Source organism: Streptomyces sp. NPDC060049 (assembly GCF_042736715.1).
In the GTDB taxonomy this organism is placed as follows: Bacteria; Actinomycetota; Actinomycetes; order Streptomycetales; family Streptomycetaceae; genus Streptomyces.
On record NZ_JBHWVV010000005.1, the window covers coordinates 354,758 to 375,896 of the forward strand.

Below are 21,139 nucleotides of genomic sequence, written 5' to 3' on the forward strand. Positions count from 1 at the left end.
CCGCGTTTGCCTGGGAGGCGGCGCATGAGCGTCGCTCGCGCCGATCTTGGGAGTGGCATGTCCTTGTCCGTTGGAGGGAGGGCGCAAGAGCCGAGGTTCCCGCATGCCGGTGCCTCTGCAGTGCCCGGAGCCGACGGCCTCGCTGTGGCGTCGGCCCATGAGCCGGTGGTGGCGCCCGACTTTTACACGCCTTTTGGTGCACGGGCGAACCCGCACACGAGTCAGGCTCGGCTAGAGGTCGGGGACTTCGGCAGCTCCGCCTGCCCGGACTGCGTCGACGACGCGTTCGTGGAACACGGCAAGACCTTCTGGCGGGAGCGGGGCAGGGCTGCCCGTGAGGGTGTACCACTCCTCCGCGCCGGTGTACTGGATGCGGACCTGGACGGTGCCATCCGGGCCGACCTCGGTCGTCAGGGAGACGTCGCCGGTGATGACACCGACCTCCTCGGTCATCGCCCCGCCGGACCCGGCCTTCACATGGGAGGTCAGTGGAACCGACCCGCCCGCACTTCCGCCGGGGCCGGGGCTTGCATTGTCGTGCGGCTGGTGAGTGGTCATGAGGGCCATGCTTCCAGCATCACGGTCCACCACGCGGCGCGCACGCACGCCAAAACCATGGCTTCCCGGCCGTTCCACCGCGAAGCAGGTACCCGTCAGGGGTGCCGAACTCGCAGTTCAGGGGCGTTCGTAGGGTGTGCTCATGATCAAGAAGAGATTCCTTCCGGCCCTCGTCATCGGGGGCCTCCTGGCGATGACGGCTCCCTCCGCCTCGGCCGAGACGACGACCTACGTGTCCACGGGTCCCGTCTTCAACAACCCCAAGGGCCCGCAGGCCGAACAGAACGCGATCCTCGGACACATCGGCCGACTCATCGGCGGTGCCACGCCTGGATCGACGATCAAGATATCGCTGTACGCGTTCGGATCCGGCTGGACCGCGGACCGGCTCGCGGAAGCTCATCTCCGGGGCGTGAACGTACAGGTCCTCGTGGACGACGACACCATCAGCGAGGCGTGGATGGGACAGTCCGGCAAGACGGTCCGGGACAAGCTCAATACGGCCTTCGCCAAGGTTCCGCCCGCGGGCACCACGTACGGGACGTCCTGGTTCAAGGTGTGCGAGTACAACAAGCCCTGTCTGGCCGACAGCACCATCGGCGGTGTCAACCACAACAAGTTCTTCCTCTTCTCCCGCACGACCGGCAGCGGCTCGCCGAACACCGGTGTTCCGGTGGACAACGTCGTCGTCCAGTCCTCGGGCAACCTCACGGGGCAGGACCTCAGCTCCCTCTGGAACGACGCGATGACCGTCGTGGGCAACCAGGCGCTGCACACCGGCTACACGACCTACTTCGACAGGATGGCCACGGCGCAGGCGGACACGTCACGCGTCAAGGACTACCCCGTCGATGTGGAGGCCGGCGACGCCAAGGCCTACTTCTTCCCCCGGGCCTCGACTGACGTCGTCGTCAACATCCTGAACACGGTCGGCACGGGGGTGGAAGGCGAAGCTCCCAAGGACGGAAAGTACCCCGGCTGCTCCGGGAACAGTGCGGGGCACGGTACCGCCGACGGGCGCACGGTGATCCGGATCGCCAACGGCCACATCTCGCGTCCGGCCGTGGCCCAGAAGCTCTGGGAGATGGCCGAGGACGGCTGCTACATCGATGTCGTCTACGGCAAGCTCGCCGACTACGAAGCGGCGGGAGAGCACCGCGAGACGGCCTACTGGCTCACCAGGTCGACCAAGCGCGGCAAGATCTCCCTGCACCGCCTGAACAACCAGGGCCTGTCCGGTCCGGCGAAGACCGACGGTACCGCTCCGGACTCCGGTAGCACCTCCCACACCAAGTACATGGTCATCGACGGCTCCTACAAGGCCAAGAAGGACCAGAAGATCGTCTTCACCGGCAGCCACACCTTCACGGGGATGGCCTTGACCGACAACGACGAAACGCTGCTGAAGTACGAGGACAGGAGCGCGAACGCGGACGTGTTCAACGCCTACGTGGCGAACTTCCGCGCCCAGCGTGCCCGAGCCGTGACGGAGGCCGAGTACGGCGGCGTCCAGTAGCCGGCCGGCAGGTCTCCGAGACGGGCAGCGTGCGGTGGGTGCGGCATGTCCGGCGCATCCACCGCAGTCCTCGTCCCGCTGACCTACGAGCGCCAGCGCGTCCGGATGTCCTGGCGTACGCATTCGATGAGGTAGTCGCCGGTATCCGAGTCGATGGTCACTCCGTGTGCTTCGCTGTGGAAGCCGGGGAAGTCCCTGTCGAAGGTTTCCAGCGCCCTGAGGTAGCGCAGGACGGGACCGTCGGGGGCCCCGAGTGCTTCCCCCGGCATCAGCACGGGAATGCCGGGCGGGGTCACGGTGACCATGGCGGCGGCCACCCTGCCGGCGGCGTCGGTGAGACGGACGCGTTCGGTGCCGGCCCGGATCAGCTGCTGGTAGCAGGTCTGCGGCGGGACGACGGGCTCGGGAAGCTGCTGGAAGGCCGTGTCCAGGGCGTCGATGAGTTCCGCGCGGGTGAGGTGTTCGTGCATGTCCTGGCACAGAGCGCGCAAAGTCGTGCGGCCGTAGCGCTGCGGATGGCGCTCGACCAGGTGGGGCATGACCTGCCGCAGGGGGGTGTTGGCGTCGTAGAGGGACTTGAAGTCCATGAGGGCGTCCATCAAAGTGCCCCATTTCCCCTTGGTGATGCCCATGGAGAACAGGACGAGGGCGGTGTAGGTGTCGGTCTTCTCCACCACGATGCCCCGGCCGGCCAGGTAGGCGGTGAGGATCCGGGCAGGGATGCCCCAGGAGTCCGCCTCGCCGCTCGCGTTGACGCCGGGGCAGGTCAGCGTCACCTTGATCGGGTCCAGCAGGCACTGTCCCCGGCTCAGTCCGGGGAAGCCGTGCCAGTCCGCGTCGGGGTCGAGCTCCCAGCAGCCGGGGTCGGCGGCGAGCAGCGCCGGGGAGGCGTCGGCGAAGGGGACGGTGGTCCCGTCGGCCGGGTCGGTCACGGTGTCGGGCTGCCAGACGCCGAAGAACCACGGCGGTCGGTCGCCGGCGTCCGCGATCCGGCGGCCGGTGCGGACGACGGCCTGCCGGAACCGGATCGCCTCGGTGATCGCCTCGTTGATTAGCCATTCGCCCTGCGGCCCGTCCATCATCGCCGCGGCCACATCCAGCGAGGCGATCGCCGGATACAGGGCGGAGGTGGTGCCGTGCATCATGAACGCCTCGTTGAACCGGTGGTGTTCGACCGGAGCGCGCGGCGAGGACTTCACGTGCACCATGGCCGTCTGCGACAGGGCGGCCAGCAGCTTGTGCGTCGACTGCGTGGCGAAGACGGTCGGACGCTCGTCGCCTTCGAAGGTGTCCGGGCCCACAGCCATGCCGTACCGGCCCTCGTAGAGGGGGTGGAAGCGCGCGTAGGCGAACCAGGCTTCGTCGAAGTGGAGCCGGGGCGTACTGGGTGCCAGGGCGCGCGCGGTCTGCACGGTGTCGTAGCACAAGCCGTCGTACGTCGAGTTGGTGACCACCGCGTACTGAGCATCCGGGGATACCGCCCCGGGCAGCAGCGGATGGGCGGCAATGCGTGCGGCCACCGCTGCGGGCAGCGTCTCACTGGCGGGGAGGGGGCCCGCCAGGCCGTAGCCGTTGCGGGTCGGGACGAGGTAGACCGGTCGCGCGCCCGAGATCACCAGCCCGTGCAGCACCGACTTGTGACAGTTGCGGTCCACCAAGGCGATCTCGTCGGTGGTGACGCAGTAGTGGCCGACCATGCGGTCGGCGGTGGAGTTCCCGTGGAGTACGAAGTACGTCCGGTCCGCCCCGAAGATCCGGGCGGCGTTTCGTTCGGCGTCCCCGATCGGGCCGCTGTGCTCGAAGAGGGAGCCCAGTTCCTCCACCGAGATCGACAGGTCGGTCCGCAGGAGGCGCTCACCGTAGTAGTCGAAGAACGCCCGGCCGACCGGTGACTTCAAGAACGCCACTCCGCCGGAGTGCGCGGGGGTGTGCCAGGAGTACTCGTGGGCGTCGTCGAACCGCCTCAGGGCTTTGAAGAACGGTGGCAGGACGGCGTCACCGTACGCACGCGCCGCGCTGACGACTCGGCCGGCGATGAAGGAAGGGGTGTCCTCCAGGGGCCAGATGTAGCCGACGGCGATTTCCGCCACCCACAGGGGCAGCCGGTCCAGGCCGAGGTCCGACGTCTCGGACATCACCACGAAGACCGGCAGGTTCTTGAACCGGCGGGAGATCTGTTGCAGCACCGTCCCGCCCTCGCCGGAGGCGTCCTCGCCGGTCTCCGACGGCAGGTCCCACGCCACGACGGCAGCCGTCAGTCCGGCCTCGGTACTCAGTACCGCACGGGCCGCCTCGACCGTCCGCGCCCACCGCACTTCCAGCCCGCGGTTCTCCAGTTCCTTGGCGATACGTCGTAGCTGTTCACCGCCGACGCCCCGGCCCAACGGGTCCTCGCGCAAGGCCAGAAGGACACTACCGTTCGCCATAAGACTCCTACCTGCGTCGCACCGAGCAACCGACGGGGCAAGTGTCGAGGGCAAGCCCCGCGCGCCGCGCCGAAAACACCCGGCACGTCACCCGTACGGGGGCTCACACCCGGCGGCGGGCCGCCTTTCGTCGGACGCCGCTCGAGTGTTCGCCGAGGAAACTCCCGCAGCTCGTACGGTGCGCTCGCGAGCTGCTCAGCCGCGCTGAGCGCGGATGAGATCGCGGTACCAGGCGAAGGACGCCTTCGGGGTGCGGACCTGGGTGGCGTGGTCGACGTGGACGAGACCGAAGCGCTGGTGGAATCCCTCGGCCCATTCGAAGTTGTCCATCAGGGTCCAGGTGAAGTAGCCGCGCACGTCCACGCCCTGGGCCACAGCGGCGTCGACGGCCTGGAGGTGGGATTCCAAGTAGTCGATGCGGTCGAGGTCGGGGACGGTGCCGTCCGCGGTGACGACGTCGTCGACTGAACAGCCGTTCTCCGTGATGTAGACCGGCGGGAGGGCCGGGTAGCGGTCCTTGAGGCCGACGAGCAGTTCCCGTAGGCCGTCGGGGACGACGGGCCAATCGAAGGCGGTGCGGCGGTAGCCCTCGATGGGGGCCTCTTCGAACGGCAGGCCCTCGGACGTCGGAGCCTGGATGCGGGTCGGGTTGTAGTAGTTGATGCCGAGCGCGTCCAGCGGGGCCGAGATCAGTTCGAGATCGCCGTCCTGGACGGAGCCGCCCAGGGTCGCGTCCGCCCCGTAGGCCGACAGGTCGGGGTAGGCGCCCGCGAGGATCGGGTCGTTGAACAGGCGGTTGTGGAGGTTGTCGTAGGCCTGCGCGGCGGCGTGGTCGGCGGGGGCGTCCGAGGCGGCCCAGACCGGGGTGCAGTTGTTCGCGATCATCACCTGGAGGCCGCGCGCCCGCAGCTCCCGCAGGGCGAGGCCGTGGCCGAGGAGCTGGTGGTGGGCGACCGGAAGGCTGCCCAGGAACAGGGTGCGGCCCGGCGCGTGGATGCCGAGGCCGTAGCCCCAGACCGTGTGGATGAACGGCTCGTTGAGCGTGATCCACTTCTGGACGCGGTCGCCCAGCCTGTCGGCCATGACGGCGGCGTACTCGGCGAAGCGGTACGCGGTGTCGCGGTTCAGCCAGCCGCCTTCGTCCTCGAGGCCCTGCGGGAGGTCCCAGTGGAACAGCGTCGGGAGGGGTTCGACGCCGCGTGCGAGCAGGCCGTCGACCAGCCGGTCGTAGAAGTCCAGACCCCGGAGGTTGACCTCGCCCTTGCCGGTCGGCTGGATCCTGGACCAGGCGATGGAGAAGCGGTAGCCGGTGAGGCCCGCCTCGGCCATCAGCGCCAGATCCTCCTCGTACCGGCGGTAGTGGTCGCAGGCCACGTCACCGGTGTGCCCGTCGCGGACCGTACCGGCGCGGGCGGTGAAGGTGTCCCACACCGACGGTCCGCGGCCGTCCTCCTTGGTGGCGCCCTCGATCTGGTAGGACGCCGTCGAGGCGCCCCAGACGAAGTCCGCCGGCAGATGGTCCAGCTTCATGTACTGCAACCTCCCCAAATATGAGCCTGCCTCACGTTAGCTCGCCGGGTGGGATGATGGAACAGTGAACCAAGATCGCACCTCGGGGACATTGCGCCGCCGGCCCGTCCAGAAGCGCAGCGCCGAACGATTCAAACGACTGCTGGACGCCTGCGCCGAACTCCTGGACGAGGTCGGCTACTCGGCGCTGACCACCAAGGAAGTGGCCCGCAGGGCCGAGGTGCCCATCGGCACCCTGTACCAGTTCTTCTCCGACCGGGAGGGGCTGATCGGCGCGCTCGCCGCCCGGAACCTGGAGGCCTTCTTGGAGCGGGTCACGGTCCGGCTGGAGCGCGAGAAGCCGGAGGAGATCCCGGGCGTCGTCGAGGTGGCCGTCGAGGAGTACGTCGCCATGCGTCGGACGATCACCGGTTTCGGCGTGGTGGACTTCGGTGCGGCGGGCCGGGACCACACCCTCGACCCGGCCCTCGACAACAACACGGCCGTCGCCGGCCGGCTGCGCTCACTGACCGCGTCCGTGTCCGGCGTTCAGGACGACGCCGAGCTGGACATCGCCATCAGGGTGGCCCTGGAATGCGCGGACAGCGTGCTGAGACTCGCCTTCCGCACCGATCCGCAGGGCGACCCCCAGCTGATCGCCGAGTGCAAGCGAGTCCTCAACAGCTACCTGAACGATCGAATCCGGTGACTGGCGACACCTCGGGGAGCGCGCTAGCGGACGCTCTTGACCTTCCAGACCAGGACCGCGCCCAGCGCGGACATGGCCGCAGAACACAGGAACAGCGAGCGGTAGCCCCCCAGGTCCCCGAGCGCGACCGAGGCGATCGGCGGTACCAGGACATACGGCAGGGAAGCCATCAGGTTGGCCAGGGCCATGTCCTTGCCGCGGTCCGCCGAGGTGGGGAGCACCTCCGTGACCAGGGCCGTGTCGACGGCCAGGTACACGCCGTAGCCCAGGCCCAGGATGACGGCAGCGACCAGTGTCATGGTCCAGGTGGGTGAGAGGGCGAGCGGGATGGCGGCGACGGCCATCGTGACGCCGCCGAGGAAGACGAGCATGCGGCGCTTGCCCAGCTTGTCGGAGAGCCATCCGCTGAGGACGACCGTCGAGATCGTGGCCAGGCAGTTGACGCCGACCACGATGAGCAGGCCGTCCTCGGTGGACTGGCCGGGGAACAGCTGCTCGTAGTGCAGGACGTCGTCCAGGAAGTACGGCATGTAGAGCGTGCCCAGGCCGTAGCCCAGCCCCATGATGAACCGCGAGCTCATCGCCCAGACGAAGTCGGGGTGCTCGCGCGGACTGATCCGGTAGCCGTCCAGGAAGGCGCGCAGCGAGAACGGCTCGCGGTGGTCGGGGAGAAGTCGCGGATCCTTCACGACGACCGCGAACAGCACGATCAGCAGCGGGAACGCGGCCATCAGTACGTACTGTGCGGAGAAGCCCGCGACCAGCCCGAGCAGCAGTCCGCCCGCGATCATGCCGCCGGCCTGCGGGACCGTGGCCCAGCCCAGCACCACGCCGCGTTGCGCGACGGGGACCCGGTCGGGTACCACCGGGGAGAGCCCGGCACTGATGATCATGAAGGAGGCGGACAGCACGAGGGAGCCGAGCGCGATCCCGACGACCGTCGTCTGGAGGCCGGTAAGGACCAGCGCTGCCATGCAGACCAGCGAGCCCGCGATCATCCACGGCCGGCGGCGGCCGAAACGGCCGGTCGTGCGGTCGCAGAGCGCGCCGGCCAGCGGCGCGATGACGATTCCCGAGATCGCGCCCAGCACGCTGACCCAGGCGTAGCTGCCGACCTTCCCCGCCGGGTCGATCTGGGCGATCTGCTCGGGCATCAGGAAGGTGCTCAGCACCTGCATCGGGATGAACATCCCGGTGTTGGCCAGCACGTACAGGGCGATCCAGCCGGGCCTGACCTTGCGGGTCGGCTCGACGAGAGCCTCGGGCCGCTCGGGAGCGAGGCTCATCGGGGCACTTTCTTGAGGTGGACGAGCTCGCTCGCGCAGTCGAAGGCCAGCAGGGGCGGGAGGCCGTGGCTGAGCAGGACGGCGCCCTCGTGGACGGCGCCGGTGTCCTCGTCCCGGTAGCGGGCACGGGGGTCGAGGCCCTTCAGCCGGGTGCGGGCTGCGGTGCGGTTCAGCCCGGACGGCTGGAACTGGAAGACGACGACCTCGTCCCCGGTGAGGTACTGCACCGAGTCGTGCCCGAGGCGATACAGGACGCCGCCGTGCACCACGGGCCGGATCCGCTTGTACTGCCCGACCAGCATCCGGGCCCAGGCGAGTTCGTCCTCGCTCCAGTTCCGCAGGTCGCCGCCGATTCCCATCGCCCCGGCCATCGAGACGTGGAAGCGGTACCGGATCGAGGCAGGGCGGGCGGTGAAGCTGTTCGGGCTGTCGGTGACCCAGGCGCCCATGGTCCGGGCGGGCAGCAGCTGGCCGTGGCCGTGCTGGATCGCGACCCGTTCGGCGGCGTCGGTGTTGTCGGAGGTCCAGACCTGGTCGGCGCGGGCCAACACGCCCAGGTCGGCCCGCCCGCCGCCGCCCGCGCACGACTCCACGTACAGGTCGGGACGGGCGGTGCGCAGCCGGTCCATCACCTCGTAGACGCCGCGCGTGTGCTCGATCCAGACCCTGTCGGGGTCGGCGGCCCCCGGCTGCCCCGCCTCGCTGAAGGACCGGTTCATGTCCCATTTGAGGAAGGCGACGTCCAGCTCGGTGACGGTCCTGACCAGCCATTCGACCGCCCATTCACGGACGTCACGGCGGGCGAAGTTCAGCACGTGCTGGTTACGGCCCAGCGTGCGCCTACGGCCGTCCTGGCAGAGGATCCAGTCAGGGTGTGCACGGAACAGGTCGCTGTCGGGGTTGACCGCCTCGGGCTCGACCCACAGGCCGAAGCCCATGCCCAGCGCGCGAACGTGGTCGGCGAGCGGGCCCAGGCCGTCCGGGAAGCGGTCGGGGTTGGGCCACCAGTCGCCGAGCCCGGCCGTGTCGCTGGTCCGGGCGCCGAACCAGGCGTCGTCCACCACGAAGATCTCGACGCCGAGACCCGCGGCCAGCTCGGCCAGCTCGGTCTGCTGCTTCTCGCTGATGTCGAACTCGGTCGCCTCCCACGAGTTGAAGATCAGGGGGCGTTCGGCCGGACGGGCGGGCAGCACCTGGCTTTCGATGTAGGCGTGCCAGCTGCGGCTGGTGCCGCCGAAGCCGTCGGGAGCGTACAGCCCGGTGAAGACGGGGGTTTCCAGGCGCTCGCCGGGGAGCAGTTTCCAGACCAGCCCCTCGTGGCCGAAGCCGCCGGTCCAAGAGGCGCGGCCGTAGGGGTCGCGGCGCAGGGTGACCCGGCGGCTGCCGCTCCAGGCCAGGGCCGCGCTCCAGACCTCGCCGTGCTCCTCGGAGGCGTCGTCCGCGTCGAGCATCAGCCAGGGTCCGGCGTGCTGTCCTGTGATGCCGAGGCGGCTGGAGAACACCGTCTCGCCGATGGGCACCCGGTTGCGCTGGAGCTGGAACTCCCTGCCCCACTCGCCCACCACATGGCTCACCCGGTAGTCGTCGCGGGCGGGCAGTGTCCAGGCGGCGGAGTCGAACCGCAGGACGTCCACCGGCTCGTCCGCGGTGAGGACCGCCCAGCGTTCTACCTGGTCGTGGCCGTCTCGGATCCGGTAGTGCAGGTCGAGACCCAGGGAGCGGACGCGGTCGGTGAAGGAGAGCGTGAGCAGGCCGTCCTCAGCCCCGTGCGAGACGAACTGCCACTCGAAGCCGCGCACGCCGTCGTCGAACCGAACGGTCAGCGACAGCGCCCCGAACCGCAGGCCGCCCTCGACCGCGTACTCCTCGCCGCCGGGGTCGTCGCCGCCGGGATCCTCGGCGGGCAGGTCGGCCGCGATCACGACGGCCTGCTCAAGGGTCAGCGGCCGGCCCCAGTGCACGTGCCGGGGGACGTCGTCGGCGTCCAATCGGAAGGCGTAGGAGGTGCCGGGCGTGCTCAGCAGCCACAGGCGGGCTTCGGAATGGTAGGTGATCACACGCGGCCTTAATGTGAGTATGGCTCATGTTTCGCTCGCATGCTACGGGAGCGCCTCTGCGACGCCAACCCCCTTGACGGGGGCCACCGTCGGGACATGGGGAGGACCGCTCCACCGGGGGCGCGTGCCTCGCATGCCGCGGGACTGTTGATCGTCCGGTAGAACGGCGAAGGGGCTGGACGGCCCGTCGTGACGCCCGGGCCCGAGGGCGGCAGAACCGTACGGGCCCTGCTCCCCCCGCGAAACCGGTGGGTGGCCGCGGCAGGCCCGGTAGGAAGCGGCGCGGGGTGCGGGTCAGGATCGGGACGCTGCCGGCCGCGGGCCTCTATTCGGGCCCGGACCGGGCCGCGCCCGCCGGGGCCGCCCCATGGGCTTTCAGCGTGCGCGGCGGATGCGAATCGGACCGCGGGCCGTTGTCGGCTCGACCGGGCGGCCGGCCTGGGTGATCTCCACTTCGCCGGCCGCGACCAGCCTCCGGGCCGCGCTGCGGGCCGGTTCCATGAACGCGCGCCAGCCGTCGTCGTCCCCTCCGTATGCAGCCCGGGCGGCGTCCGAAGGACAGATCGTCGCGGTCGGGCCCCGACGCTCCAGCAGCTCCAGGATGACCCGTTCCAATCGCCGGCCCATCTGCCGGTCGATGTCCGTCACCCCACCAGTATCGCCCCAGCGGTCACGCGAACCAGGACGACACATGGCAAGGCGGAGGGGCGCCCGCGTACTGGAAGTACCCGGGCGCCCCGACAACGCGGCCAGGTGCGATGCCCGGCGGCGCGGGCCCGGCAAGATCCGAAAGAGACGGCCCAGCCGAGGCGGCACGGGGCCGGCCAGGACCAGAAGGGCGGGTGCGGACGAGCGTGGCGGGCGAGTGGAGTAGCCGTCAGAACGCGAAGACGGCGTTCTCGTCGAAGGTCGCGGACATGGTGCACGCGTTGGAGAAGGTGTGCTTCCAGGAGATGCGGCTGCCCTGCCAGACGCCGTCCGCGGTGACGGTGACGGGGTCGTAGTGCATCGGGCAGGCGCGGTCCGAGTCGGGGGCGGTCAGGAGCACGTCGAGGGTGCCGGCGGTGGCGGCGAGGGCCGCACAGGCGGCCTTGGGGTCGGGATGCGTGCCCTGGGCGGTCGGCGCGCAGCTGAGGGTCGCCGCCCGCACGACGGTGGCCGCGTCCTCGCCCTGGGCGACGGTCAGGACCACGGCGGAGGGGGCGTACAAGCCGGCGGGCCGTGCCTCCGCCATGCCGGAGGCGGCGGCCAGCGTCAGGAGGGCGGCAGTGGAGACGGCAGCGATGCGGTGACGCACGACGAAACTCGCTTTCAATTCAAAGGGAATGCGCAGCAGTTGGCTGCGATATGTCGACTGGACACCGCCGAGTCTGTCGGGTGTGAAGGATGGATGCACATCGAACGCCGGTTTAAAGACAACTCGTTCGATTACCGGCGACCGAACGGTCGTTCAGGCAGCTCGGAGCGGGGATCCGCCCTTGGCGATCACACCCGATCGGACCGTGACACCCGGCAGGAGCAGTTGTACGTGGGGCGTTGACCTGGTGTCGGCCGAGCGGGGTTCATCGAACGTCCATCCAGGGTGACCGGATAGCGCCGGTTCCTCTCGGGGCGGAGGCGGGCCGGGAACTGCAGGGTCCGGACGCTCACGCCCCGATGCGCCGGACGTCTGCCCGGAGTGCGTACTCAGGCGGCGGTCAGGGCGTGGCCGGCCAGGACCAGGAGAACGGCGTCGGCTCCGGCCAGGGCCAGGATGATCAAGAAGGGCATCCGGCCACGTGCGAGGACGGGCGGGGCAGCCGACGCCGCCAGGCACAAGGCCAGTGTCCCGCCCAGCAGCAGCCGGCCGGCGAGGGTCACCGGTCCGGCCGGGCCGAGGGTCAGCACCGTGCAGGAGGCGAAGGCGAGGACGGCGGCCAGCGCCATGGATCCGCGTCGCCCCAGTCTCTGCGGGAGTCCCAACACGCCGCCCGCGATGTCCTCGTCGATGTCGGGGAGGGCGTTGGCGAAGTGGGCGCTGGTCCCCAGCAAGGCCGCGGCGGCGGTCAGCCAGACCGGCGGCCAGTCGCCCTGCGGTGAGGTCAGGGTCAGGAAGGCGGGGAGCAGTCCGAAGGCAACGGTGTACGGCAGCCACGAGGCAAAGGTGTGCTTCAGCCACAGGTTGTAGGACCAGGCCGCGGCGACGCAGCCCAGGTGGACCCAGCCGGCCCGGGCGCCGCAGGCCAGCGAGAGCGGGACGCAGGCGAGCAGGGCCACCCACGCGGCCGCGGCCACGGCTGCGGGCCGTACCTCCCCCGCGGCGAGCGGCTTGTCCCGGCGGCCGGCCGCCCCGTCGCGCCGCATGTCCAGCCGGTCGTTGCACCAGCCGATCGACAGTTGGCCCGCGGCGACCGCGGCCACCGCTGTGGTCCCGGCGGCGGGTCGGAGCCCGGCGGCGCCCGCCAGCAGCGCCGCGAGGAGGGTGACGGCGGCGGCGGGCACGGGGTGACTGGCTTTCAGGAGCCCCAGCGAGCTCGCGAGGGCGGGCCGCCGGGCCGCCGCGGACCCTGCTCGTGCGGCGGGCGCGGTGGCCCCTTCTTCGGTGGTGGCGGGCACCACGCCACGTTATGCGTCCGGCGCGCCCATGGCGGGCGTGTTCAGCGTGCCGACGTCCCTCTGTCCCTATGTTGGAGCAATGACTCGCGTCCTCGCGGTGAGCGCGGTGTTCCCGCCGCACCGATACACGCAGCAGGAAATCACCGACGTCCTCGCTTCCTGTCTGCCGCCCGGGGCAGACAGCGCGCTCCTGCGCCGACTGCACGGCGCGGCGCAGGTGGAGACACGTCACCTCGCCCTCCCCCTGGACCAGTACCGGAAGCTCGGCGGCTTCGGTGACACCAACCGTCTCTTCGTCGAAGTCGCCGTCGCCCTGGGGGCCGAAGCGGTCGAGCGGGCACTCGACGAGGCGGGGGTTCGGGCCGAGGAGATCGACCTGGTCGTCTCGACGACCGTGACCGGCGTCGCGGCGCCCTCCCTGGAGGCCCGGCTGGCCGTGCAGGTCGGCTTGCGGCCCGACGTCAAGCGGGTACCGATGTTCGGGCTCGGGTGCTCCGCCGGTGCGGCGGGGCTGGCCCGGGTCCACGACTTCCTCACCGGCCGGCCGGGCAGTACGGCGCTCCTGCTGTCCACCGAACTGTGCTCGCTCACCTTGCAGCCCGCGGACACTTCGATGGCGAATCTGGTGGCGGGCAGCCTGTTCGGGGACGGGGCCGCCGCGCTGGTGGCGGTCGGTGACGACCACGCCTCGGCGACGGCGCACGGGACCGGCTCGACCGGACCGGTGGTCGCGGCCACGCGCAGCCGCCTGTACCCGGGGACCGGACACCTGCTGGGATGGGACGTAGGCGACTGGGGCTTCCGCATGGTGCTCGGCCAGGAGATCCCCGAGCTCGTCAGGCTGCACGTGGCGGAGGAGATCGAGTCCTTCCTCGCGGTCCACGACCTCAAGCCGCAGGACGTCGCCACCTGGATCTGCCATCCGGGCGGTCCGAAGATCCTGGACGCGCTGGCCGACGAACTCGGCCTGCCGGACTCCGCCCTTGCCCCCTCCCGCAGCGCGCTGGCCGCCACGGGAAACCTGTCCTCCGCCTCGGTGCTGCAGATCCTGCGCGACACCCGCGCCGCAGCGCCGCAGGCGGGAACGAACGGCCTGATGATCGCCTTCGGGCCGGGCTTCTCCTCCGAACTCGTACTGCTGGCCTGGTGAGTGCGCCATGACGCCGTACTACGTGCTGGTCCTGCTGGTGGTCGCCGAGCGGTTCGCGGAACTCGCCGTGGCGCGGCGCAACCATGCATGGAGCCGGAGCCGGGGCGCTTTCGAACGCGGGGCGGGTCACTACCCGGCGATGGTCGCCTTGCATGCGGCGCTGCTGCTCGGCTGCCTCGTGGAGCCCTGGGCCGCCGATCGGCCTTTCCTGCCCCTGCTCGGCTGGCCCGCGTTGGTCCTGGTGCTGGCCGCCCAGGGGCTGCGGTGGTGGTGCATCAGCACCCTCGGTCCCCGCTGGAACACCCGCGTGCTGATCGTCCCCGGCCTTGCGCTGATCACCCGCGGCCCCTACCGGTACCTGCGTCATCCCAACTACCTGGCGGTCGCCGTCGAGGGCATGGCCCTTCCCCTGGTGCACACCGGCTGGGTGACCGCCCTGGGCTTCTCCCTGCTGAACGCCGCGCTGCTGACCGTGCGCATCCGCTGCGAAGACGACGCGCTGGCGCCCGCGCGCCCTCTCGCCGCACCGGGCGCGACCCTGTGATCGACCTCCTCGTCGTGGGCGGCGGCCCGGCGGGCCTGGCCACCGCGATCCACGCGGCGCTCGCAGGGTTCGACGTCGTAGTCGCCGAACCGCGTCCCGCGCCCATCGACAAAGCCTGCGGAGAGGGCCTGATGCCGGGCGCGGTGCGCGCCTTGGAGGCCATGGGCGTTGAGGTGCCCGGCCGGCCGCTGCGCGGCATCCGCTACGTGGACGCCGCCGGCGAACGGCGTGCCGAAGCGGTGTTCCGGGCGGGCCACGGCCTCGGTGCGCGCCGCACCCTGCTGCACGAGGCGCTCACCGCCCGGGCCGCTCAGCTGGGTGTCCCGATCGTCCCGCGCCGCGTTCGCCAGGTGGACCAGTACGACGAACACGTCACGGCGGACGGGATGGCCGCCCGCTACCTCGTGGCAGCGGACGGGCTTCACTCGCCGACCCGGCGGACGCTCGGCCTGGACGTACGATCCGCCGCCCGGCGGCAGCGGCCGCGGTTCGGACTGCGGCGTCACTACACCGTCGAGCCGTGGAGCGACCTGGTGGAGGTGCACTGGTCGGCCGGCTGCGAGGCGTACGTCACTCCGCTGGGCCCGCGGCAGGTCGGCATCGCCGTCCTGACGTCCGAACAGCTCCCGTACGACGCCCAGCTGGCCCGGTTCCCGCTCCTGGTGTCACGGCTCGGCACGGCCGATCGGACGCCGGTCCGGGGTGCGGGTCCGCTCCGCCAGCAGTCCCGCTCCCGGGTGGCCGGCCGGGTCCTGTTCGTGGGCGACGCCGCCGGGTACGTCGACGCTCTGACGGGCGAGGGCATCGCCCTCGCCCTGACGGCCGCCGGGGAACTCGTGCGCTGCCTGCGCGAGGACCGGCCGCAGGCGTACGAACGCGCGTGGTGCCGGCTGTCCCGCAGCTACCGGCTGCTGACGACCTCCCTGCTGTGGGCGCGGAACCAGCCCCGGCTGGCTCCCCTGATCACGCCGACCGCGGCCCGCTTTCCCAGCCTGTTCCAGCATGCGGTGAACGTGCTGGCGTGACCACGGGCAACAGCCTGGGACTCTCCGACCGGTCCACAGCGGCGCTCCCTGCCCGTCGCGCACCCACGGATTGCCCGACGAGCCGCCCGAGTTGGCCGGGTCGGTGTGTGCCTCGGGGAGGGGAGCGGGCGGTCAGGCGACCGCCGTGGAGCGGGCGAGGGCGGAGGCGATGACGGCGGCGGCCATGCCGTCCTGCGGGTCGAGGCCCGCCAGGACGGTCGCTTGGTGGGTGGCGCCGTGGCGGGGAAGGCCTGGCAGGCCGTTGACCTCCAGGAGGTGGAGGGCTCCGTCGGGGTCGAGGCGGAAGTCGGCTCGGGCCATGTCCCGAAGGCCCAGCGCGTCGAAGGCCATGCTCGTGAGGTGGCGTGCCCGGCGGGCGAGGGTCTCCGGGATGGGGGCAGGAACTCTCAGGTGCTGCCAGCGGGCCGGATCCTGCTTGAGGTCGTAGTCGAAGACCCCGCCGTCGGTGGCCGTGGCGGGCATGGTGGTCTCGGCGACCGGGAGCGGGCCGCCGGCGGCGGTCAGGTAAGGCACGGTGATGTCCCGGCCCGGCACGTACTCCTCCACGAGCGCCCCGTCCGGATACTCCTTGAGCAGGGCCGTCGCCAGATCGGCGGCCTCCCGCGCGGTGTGAGCCAGGGACGTACCGGTGATGCCCTTCGAGCAGGACTCGAAGTTCGGTTTGACGATGACCGGAAACGAGAGTGCGTCCAGCCCCGCCGGTGCCGCGCCCGGCGTCAGGAACACGGCGGCCGGTGTCGGCACGCCGGCCTCGCGCAGGACGAGCTTGGTGCGGTACTTGTCCAGGGCCAGGGCCAGCCCCTGGGGCCCGGAACCGGTGTAGGGCAGGCCGAGCCGTTCGTACAGCTCGGGGAAGGCGGACTGCCGCCAGGGGCCGCTCCACCCCTCCGCCAGGTTGAACACCAGGTCCGGCCGCATCTCCCCCAGGGCGCGGGCGACATCCTCCAGCGGCCCGGACACCTCCAAGGGTTCGGCGGTATGCCCGAGACGGGCCACCGAGGCCACCAGGTCCTCGAGCTCCGCGCGGGCGGTGAACCCCCGCTGCGCCAGTCCATCGGACGACCTCACGTTGTGGGCGACCGCTATCCGCACCGAACCTCCAAAGCCAACCACCCTATGCCCGGGCCGACAGCAGTCAGAGGGCCCTCACCTGGTCGGCTTGCGGACCGCGCTGCCCGGCGGTGACCTGGAACTCCACCCGCTGGTTCTCCTCCAGGTTCCTGAATCCGGAACCTTGGATCGCACTGAAGTGAACGAAGACGTCCGCACCGCCCTCATCCGGAGAGATGAAACCGAAGCCCTTTTCCCCGTTGAACCACTTCACAGTCCCCTGAGCCATGCTCAACCCCTCGCAAGACATCGCCGAGAACATGATCCGCACCCGGCTGCACACCGATACTCCCCAACCACCCCAAGACAAAACCCCGGACCGGGGCCCTACTCCTCAGCCTCCCAGGAGCTGCGGGCGCAGTCAGAGGGGGTCCACGTCCAGGAAGGCCGCAAGGTCGGGCTCCGCGCCGGCGGCCGAGGGTCCGGGCAGTTCGAGTTCCGCCCAGATGACCTTGCCTTGGGGTGTGTACCGGGTGCCCCAGCGCTCGCTGAGCTGCGCCACCAGGAACAGTCCGCGTCCGCCCTCGTCCGTGGTGGCGGCGTACCGCAGGTGTGGCGCGGTGCTGCTGGCGTCCCAGACCTCGCATGTCAGGGTCTGGGCGTGCAGCAGTCGTACGCGTACGGGCGCACTGGCGTAGCGCAGGGCGTTGGTGATCAGCTCGCTGAGGATGAGTTCCATGGCGAAGCCCAGTTCGGTCAGGCCCCACTGGTCGAGCTTCTTCGCCGCGGCGTTCCGTGTGGCACCGACCGCGCTCGGCTCGAACGGCACGTCCCATTGCGCGACCCGGTCCGGACCGAGGGTCCGCGTCCGTGCGATGAGCAGCGCCACGTCGTCGGTCGGCCGGGGCGGCAGCAGGATGTCGAGCACCGCCTGGCAGCTCTCGTGCGGGTCGCGGTCGGAACGGCTCAGCGCCGCCCGCAGCAGCTCCAGCCCCTCGCCGATGTCGCGGGTCCGCTCCTCCACCAGCCCGTCCGTGTACAGGACGAGCTGACTGCCCTCGTCCAGGTACAGCTCGGCGGTCTCGAACGGCATGCCCCCCAGCCCCAGCGGAGGCCCCGCCGGCAGTTCCACGATCTCCGTCGTGCCGTCAGGAGCGACCACCAGCGGAGGCAGGTGCCCCGCACGGGCCATCGTGCAGAGCTGGGACACCGGGTCGTAGACGGCGTACAGGCAGGTCGCCCCCAGTACGCCGCCCTCCGCGTCGTCGCCGTCCCCGTCGTGGTCGATGCGCTGTACGAGGTCGTCCAGGCGGGCCAGGATCTCCTCGGGCGGCAGGTCGAGGGACGAGAAGTTGTGCACCGCCGTACGCAGCCGTCCCATGGTGGCCGCGGCGTGCAGGCCGTGCCCGACGACGTCTCCGACGACCAGCGCGACCCGGCTGCCCGGCAGCGGGATCACGTCGAACCAGTCCCCGCCCACCCCGGACTGCGCGGGCAAGTAGAAGTGCGCGATGTCCACGGCGCTCTGCTCGGGCAGGGCGCGGGGCAGCAGGCTGCGCTGTAGCGTCACGGCGAGGACGTGTTCACGGGTGTAGCGGCGTGCGTTGTCCATGCTGACCGCAGCACGGGCGACGAGTTCCTCCGCCAGCGACAGGTCCTCTTCGTCGAACGGCTCCGGCTTCTGTGACCGCCAGAAGTTGACCACCCCGAGCACCACTCCCCGGGCCCTGAGCGGCGCCGCGATCAGCGAGTGGATGCCGTAGGCGACGATGGCCCCCGCGCGCGGCGGATCCTGGGCGTGCCAGCCCGAGGCTTCGGCCAGGTCGGGCACCAGTTCCGCCTCACCGGTGCCGTACCCGCGGGCCTGGGGTGTGGACGGCAGGTAGTCGATCAGCCGGCCGCGGGGGTAGAGGGGGTGGTCGGTGCTGATGCCGCTGACCGCCGTGCGCCGCATGTCGGCGCCCGGGCCGGGCTCCTCGCCGTCGAGCACGGGATCGGCCAGGTCGACCGTGACGTAGTCCGCGAAGCGGGGGACGGCGACGGCGGCGAGTTCCTCGGCCGTCCGCACCACGTCGAGGGTGGTGCCGATGTCACCTCCCGCCTCGTACAGCAGTTTGAGCCGCCTGCGGGCCGTGTCCGCACGGCTGGTCAGGACCTGCATCTCCGTGGAGTCACGGATGGTGACCGCGGTGCCCTCCGGCCTGCCCCGGGGGTGGGTGAGCCGCTGGTTGACCACGAGCAGCCGGTCTCCGGCCTCGAGCACCTCGTCGGTGGCCACCCGGCCGGACAGCAGCAGGTCCGCCATCCGGCGGTCCAGGCCCGGAACGTCGCCGAGGTGGCGCCCCTCGGCGTCATCCGGCAGGCCGAGCAGCCGCTTGGCCTCGTCGTTCGCCAGCAGCAGCCGCCCTTCACCATCGGTGATCAGCACCCCCTCGCGGACGGCATGGAGCACCGCGTAGTGGTGCTCGTACATCCGGGTCATCTCCTGCGTGCCGAGCCCGTGGGTCTGGCGGCGCAGCCGTCGGCTGATGAGCGCCGTGCCTACGGTGGCCAGCGCCAGCCCGGTCGCGATGGCCAGCAGGATGACCGGCAGCTGGCGGTCGACGACTCCGGTCACGTTCTTCACCGTCAGGCCCGCCGACACCAGCCCGACGACCTTGCCATCGGCGTCGGTGACGGGCACCACCGCCTGGATCTCCTTGCCGAGCGGGCCGTCCACGCTCTCGGTGTGGACCTTGCCGGCGAGGGACGGCTCGATCGTGCCGACGAACCGTTTCCCGATGCGGTCAGGCTTGGGATGGCTGTACCGGATGCCGTTCGTGTCCATCACGACGATGAAGTCGACCCCGGCGGCCCCGCGCGTCGTCTCGGCCAGGGGCTGCAGGACGGCGGACGGATCGGACGTCTTCAGCACGTCTTGCAGACCGACGGAGTGGGCGAAGGTCTCGGCTACGGCTACCGACCGGTTACGTGCCTCGCGCTCGGTGTCGTGCCGCGACTGGAGCACCAGGGCCAGCAGGGCTCCGGCGGAGAGCAACACCACGATCGCCACCTGGAGGATGAAGACCTGTCCGGCGACGCTCCTGAACCGCTTGCCTAGGGGTGACCGCACCGACGTGCCCGGCACGGGTGGCGAGGAAAGGTCACGCCTCAGTTGTAGCACCTCCGGGGCTCCAAGGCTCCCGACAAGCGCACAGTGCTGCCGGGCGGTCACCCGGCGTCTTCCTCGGCTCGCCCGTCCGGGCCGCCGGCGGCCGCCCGCCTCCCCCTTACGCAGCGTCGCGGCCGCATGTCGAGCGTCGCTGCCGGCGGCCCCAGTGACGTGCCGGCGGGTCCGGGCACCGGCGTGTCGCGTGCGGGACGCCGGGACGGGAATCCGCGACCGCTCTGCCGTCGGTGTCGTCGACCGACCCGATGCGCGCCAGGGCATCGGGGCCGCTCGTGCGCCGTTCTCGCACCCCCCGGTACGCACCCGTACGGTTGTGGAAGGGGAGCGGTGCGGGGCCGCCCCGCTAGCCCCGCTGGATCCTCCGCTGAAGCAGCGGACATCCGTCGGCGTGACAGCCCAGGCGTGACAGCCCAGGAAAGAGTCCTTCCTCCCGGGAGCCCGGGGCTTTCGTCCCTGCCCGCACCGTTCGGGGATCGCTCAGGATGAACAGCATGACGTTGATACAGCGCACGAACCCGACGCGGCCGTGAAGTCCGTGGACGACGCGAAGCCCCCGCCGCAGCGGCCCGTCGTGGTCGCCGTGGACGGCGCCCCACACAGCATCCCCGCATTGGACTGGGCGGCGGCGACAGCCCGGCGACGGGGCACCGACCTGCTCGTGGTCCATGTCCGGCCCGATTACGCACCCCTCAGCACCCTGCGTCCGCTGCCTGCGGGCGCTCCGGACCACGAAGACACCGTCCTGGCCGAGGTGCAGGGCATTCTCAGGGAGCGTGAGGGACTGCCCCACGTGCGGTACGCGTCCCCGGCCGGCGCTGTGGGGCACACGCTGGTCGCGCTCGGGAAGCACGCCCAGGTATTGGTGCTCGGCTCGCGTCGGCGAGGAGGACTCGCGAGCCTACTGCTCGGCTCGACCAGCCTCGCGTGTGTGGCGGAGGCGGCCTGCCCGGTGGTCGTGGTGCCTCCGGGCCCGCGCACCGAGCTGCGTCCGGCCCACACAGGACAAGAACGGGTGGTCCTGGGACTCCACCCCGAGCTCACCCCCCACGCGGCGATCGAATTCGCCTTCCTGGAGGCTCGCGGACGCGGTACGGCGCTGGAGGTGGTTTCGGCGTCCACGTCACGGCGGGCCGCTGCTGCCGAGGAGGCCCAGGGCCATCGACTCGACGCCTTCAGCCGCAATGACTACCGGGACGTGGACGTCGAACCCGTAGTGGTCGCGGGCGCCGCAGGTACCCGGCTGGCTACGGGGTCGAACACCGCCGGCCTGGTGGTGGTCGGGCGGCCTCGGCGATGGTTTCGCACCGCCGGCCGGCCATCGGGCTCGGTCGCCAAGGCGGTCGTCATGAAAGCCGGTTGTCCCGTCGCTGTGGTGCCACCGGGCGACGGCGCATCACGCTGATCTTTTCCCTGACCGACCTACTCCTTGATCTGCTCCCTCGGTGCGCTGGGACAGGGCCGAGGCGGATTCTGCTTACGTGGCCGTAGGAGGAGATGGGCGAGAGCCGGGCCCCAATGCGGGGT

At 70.9% G+C, this 21,139-nt stretch carries 17 protein-coding genes; 6 read left to right on the forward strand and 11 right to left on the reverse strand.

Annotated elements, in window-relative coordinates:
- Nucleotides 1-231: 231 nt before the first annotated feature.
- The gene (locus ACFWBY_RS11820) at nucleotides 232-558 is read right to left on the reverse strand and encodes a hypothetical protein (protein ID WP_385335070.1); all 327 of its coding nucleotides are present in this window, start codon (nucleotides 556-558) and stop codon (nucleotides 232-234) included.
- Between the two features lie 142 nt (nucleotides 559-700).
- On the opposite strand from ACFWBY_RS11820, the gene ACFWBY_RS11825 reads away from it, so the two are divergent.
- On the forward strand, nucleotides 701-2,074 hold the full coding sequence (locus ACFWBY_RS11825) for a phosphatidylserine/phosphatidylglycerophosphate/cardiolipin synthase family protein (RefSeq protein ID WP_385335072.1): 1,374 nt from the start codon (nucleotides 701-703) through the stop codon (nucleotides 2,072-2,074).
- Between the two features lie 83 nt (nucleotides 2,075-2,157).
- Here the strand turns inward: ACFWBY_RS11825 and ACFWBY_RS11830 are convergent, their stop codons facing one another.
- A complete protein-coding gene (locus tag ACFWBY_RS11830) occupies nucleotides 2,158-4,500 on the reverse strand; it encodes an Orn/Lys/Arg decarboxylase N-terminal domain-containing protein (protein WP_385335074.1) in 2,343 nt (780 codons plus the stop codon).
- 195 nt (nucleotides 4,501-4,695) lie between these two features.
- Nucleotides 4,696-6,030: a GH1 family beta-glucosidase gene (locus tag ACFWBY_RS11835; RefSeq protein ID WP_385335076.1), complete on the reverse strand. Its 1,335-nt coding sequence runs from the start codon at nucleotides 6,028-6,030 to the stop codon at nucleotides 4,696-4,698.
- 64 nt (nucleotides 6,031-6,094) lie between these two features.
- On the opposite strand from ACFWBY_RS11835, the gene ACFWBY_RS11840 reads away from it, so the two are divergent.
- On the forward strand, nucleotides 6,095-6,718 hold the full coding sequence (locus ACFWBY_RS11840) for a TetR family transcriptional regulator (protein ID WP_385335078.1): 624 nt from the start codon (nucleotides 6,095-6,097) through the stop codon (nucleotides 6,716-6,718).
- 23 nt (nucleotides 6,719-6,741) lie between these two features.
- On the opposite strand, the gene ACFWBY_RS11845 is transcribed toward ACFWBY_RS11840, so the two are convergent.
- The 5 genes from ACFWBY_RS11845 to ACFWBY_RS11865 all read right to left on the reverse strand — a co-directional run bounded on the left by ACFWBY_RS11845 (nucleotide 6,742) and on the right by ACFWBY_RS11865 (nucleotide 12,656).
- Nucleotides 6,742-8,004 (reverse strand): MFS transporter, encoded by a 1,263-nt coding sequence (locus tag ACFWBY_RS11845; protein WP_385335080.1) that lies wholly within the window; start codon nucleotides 8,002-8,004, stop codon nucleotides 6,742-6,744.
- Nucleotides 8,001-10,061, reverse strand: coding sequence for an alpha-galactosidase (locus tag ACFWBY_RS11850; RefSeq protein ID WP_385335082.1), 2,061 nt, complete (start codon nucleotides 10,059-10,061; stop codon nucleotides 8,001-8,003). The genes ACFWBY_RS11845 and ACFWBY_RS11850 overlap by 4 nt, the downstream gene beginning before the upstream one ends.
- A 375-nt stretch (nucleotides 10,062-10,436) precedes the next feature.
- Nucleotides 10,437-10,688: a DUF3253 domain-containing protein gene (locus ACFWBY_RS11855; RefSeq protein WP_385335152.1), complete on the reverse strand. Its 252-nt coding sequence runs from the start codon at nucleotides 10,686-10,688 to the stop codon at nucleotides 10,437-10,439.
- Between the two features lie 250 nt (nucleotides 10,689-10,938).
- Nucleotides 10,939-11,295 carry a subtilase-type protease inhibitor gene (locus ACFWBY_RS11860; RefSeq protein ID WP_385335154.1) on the reverse strand — a complete coding sequence of 119 codons (357 nt, stop codon included), beginning with the start codon at nucleotides 11,293-11,295 and terminating at the stop codon, nucleotides 10,939-10,941.
- A gap of 452 nt (nucleotides 11,296-11,747) precedes the next feature.
- Entirely contained in the window at nucleotides 11,748-12,656 is a 909-nt protein-coding gene (locus ACFWBY_RS11865) for a UbiA family prenyltransferase (protein ID WP_385335084.1), read from the reverse strand.
- A gap of 79 nt (nucleotides 12,657-12,735) precedes the next feature.
- On the opposite strand from ACFWBY_RS11865, the gene ACFWBY_RS11870 reads away from it, so the two are divergent.
- The 3 genes from ACFWBY_RS11870 to ACFWBY_RS11880 are packed head-to-tail and all read left to right on the forward strand — an operon-like array spanning nucleotide 12,736 to nucleotide 15,375.
- A complete protein-coding gene (locus ACFWBY_RS11870) occupies nucleotides 12,736-13,806 on the forward strand; it encodes a type III polyketide synthase (RefSeq protein ID WP_385335086.1) in 1,071 nt (356 codons plus the stop codon).
- A gap of 7 nt (nucleotides 13,807-13,813) precedes the next feature.
- On the forward strand, nucleotides 13,814-14,350 hold the full coding sequence (locus tag ACFWBY_RS11875) for an isoprenylcysteine carboxyl methyltransferase family protein (protein WP_385335088.1): 537 nt from the start codon (nucleotides 13,814-13,816) through the stop codon (nucleotides 14,348-14,350).
- Complete coding sequence (locus ACFWBY_RS11880; protein WP_385335090.1) at nucleotides 14,347-15,375, forward strand: NAD(P)/FAD-dependent oxidoreductase; 1,029 nt, start codon at nucleotides 14,347-14,349, stop codon at nucleotides 15,373-15,375. Before ACFWBY_RS11875 ends, ACFWBY_RS11880 begins: the two co-directional genes overlap by 4 nt.
- 132 nt (nucleotides 15,376-15,507) lie before the next feature.
- Here the strand turns inward: ACFWBY_RS11880 and ACFWBY_RS11885 are convergent, their stop codons facing one another.
- The 3 genes from ACFWBY_RS11885 to ACFWBY_RS11895 form a co-directional block, all read right to left on the reverse strand.
- Nucleotides 15,508-16,464, reverse strand: a complete 957-nt coding sequence (locus ACFWBY_RS11885; protein ID WP_385335092.1) for a hypothetical protein — start codon at nucleotides 16,462-16,464, stop codon at nucleotides 15,508-15,510.
- Nucleotides 16,465-16,531: 67 nt separating this feature from the next.
- A complete protein-coding gene (locus ACFWBY_RS11890) occupies nucleotides 16,532-16,735 on the reverse strand; it encodes a cold-shock protein (RefSeq protein WP_385335094.1) in 204 nt (67 codons plus the stop codon).
- Between the two features lie 132 nt (nucleotides 16,736-16,867).
- Entirely contained in the window at nucleotides 16,868-19,573 is a 2,706-nt protein-coding gene (locus tag ACFWBY_RS11895; protein ID WP_385335096.1) for a SpoIIE family protein phosphatase, read from the reverse strand.
- Nucleotides 19,574-20,150: 577 nt separating this feature from the next.
- Here ACFWBY_RS11895 and ACFWBY_RS11900 point away from each other — a divergent pair.
- On the forward strand, nucleotides 20,151-21,017 hold the full coding sequence (locus ACFWBY_RS11900) for a universal stress protein (protein ID WP_385335098.1): 867 nt from the start codon (nucleotides 20,151-20,153) through the stop codon (nucleotides 21,015-21,017).
- Nucleotides 21,018-21,139: the final 122 nt, after the last annotated feature.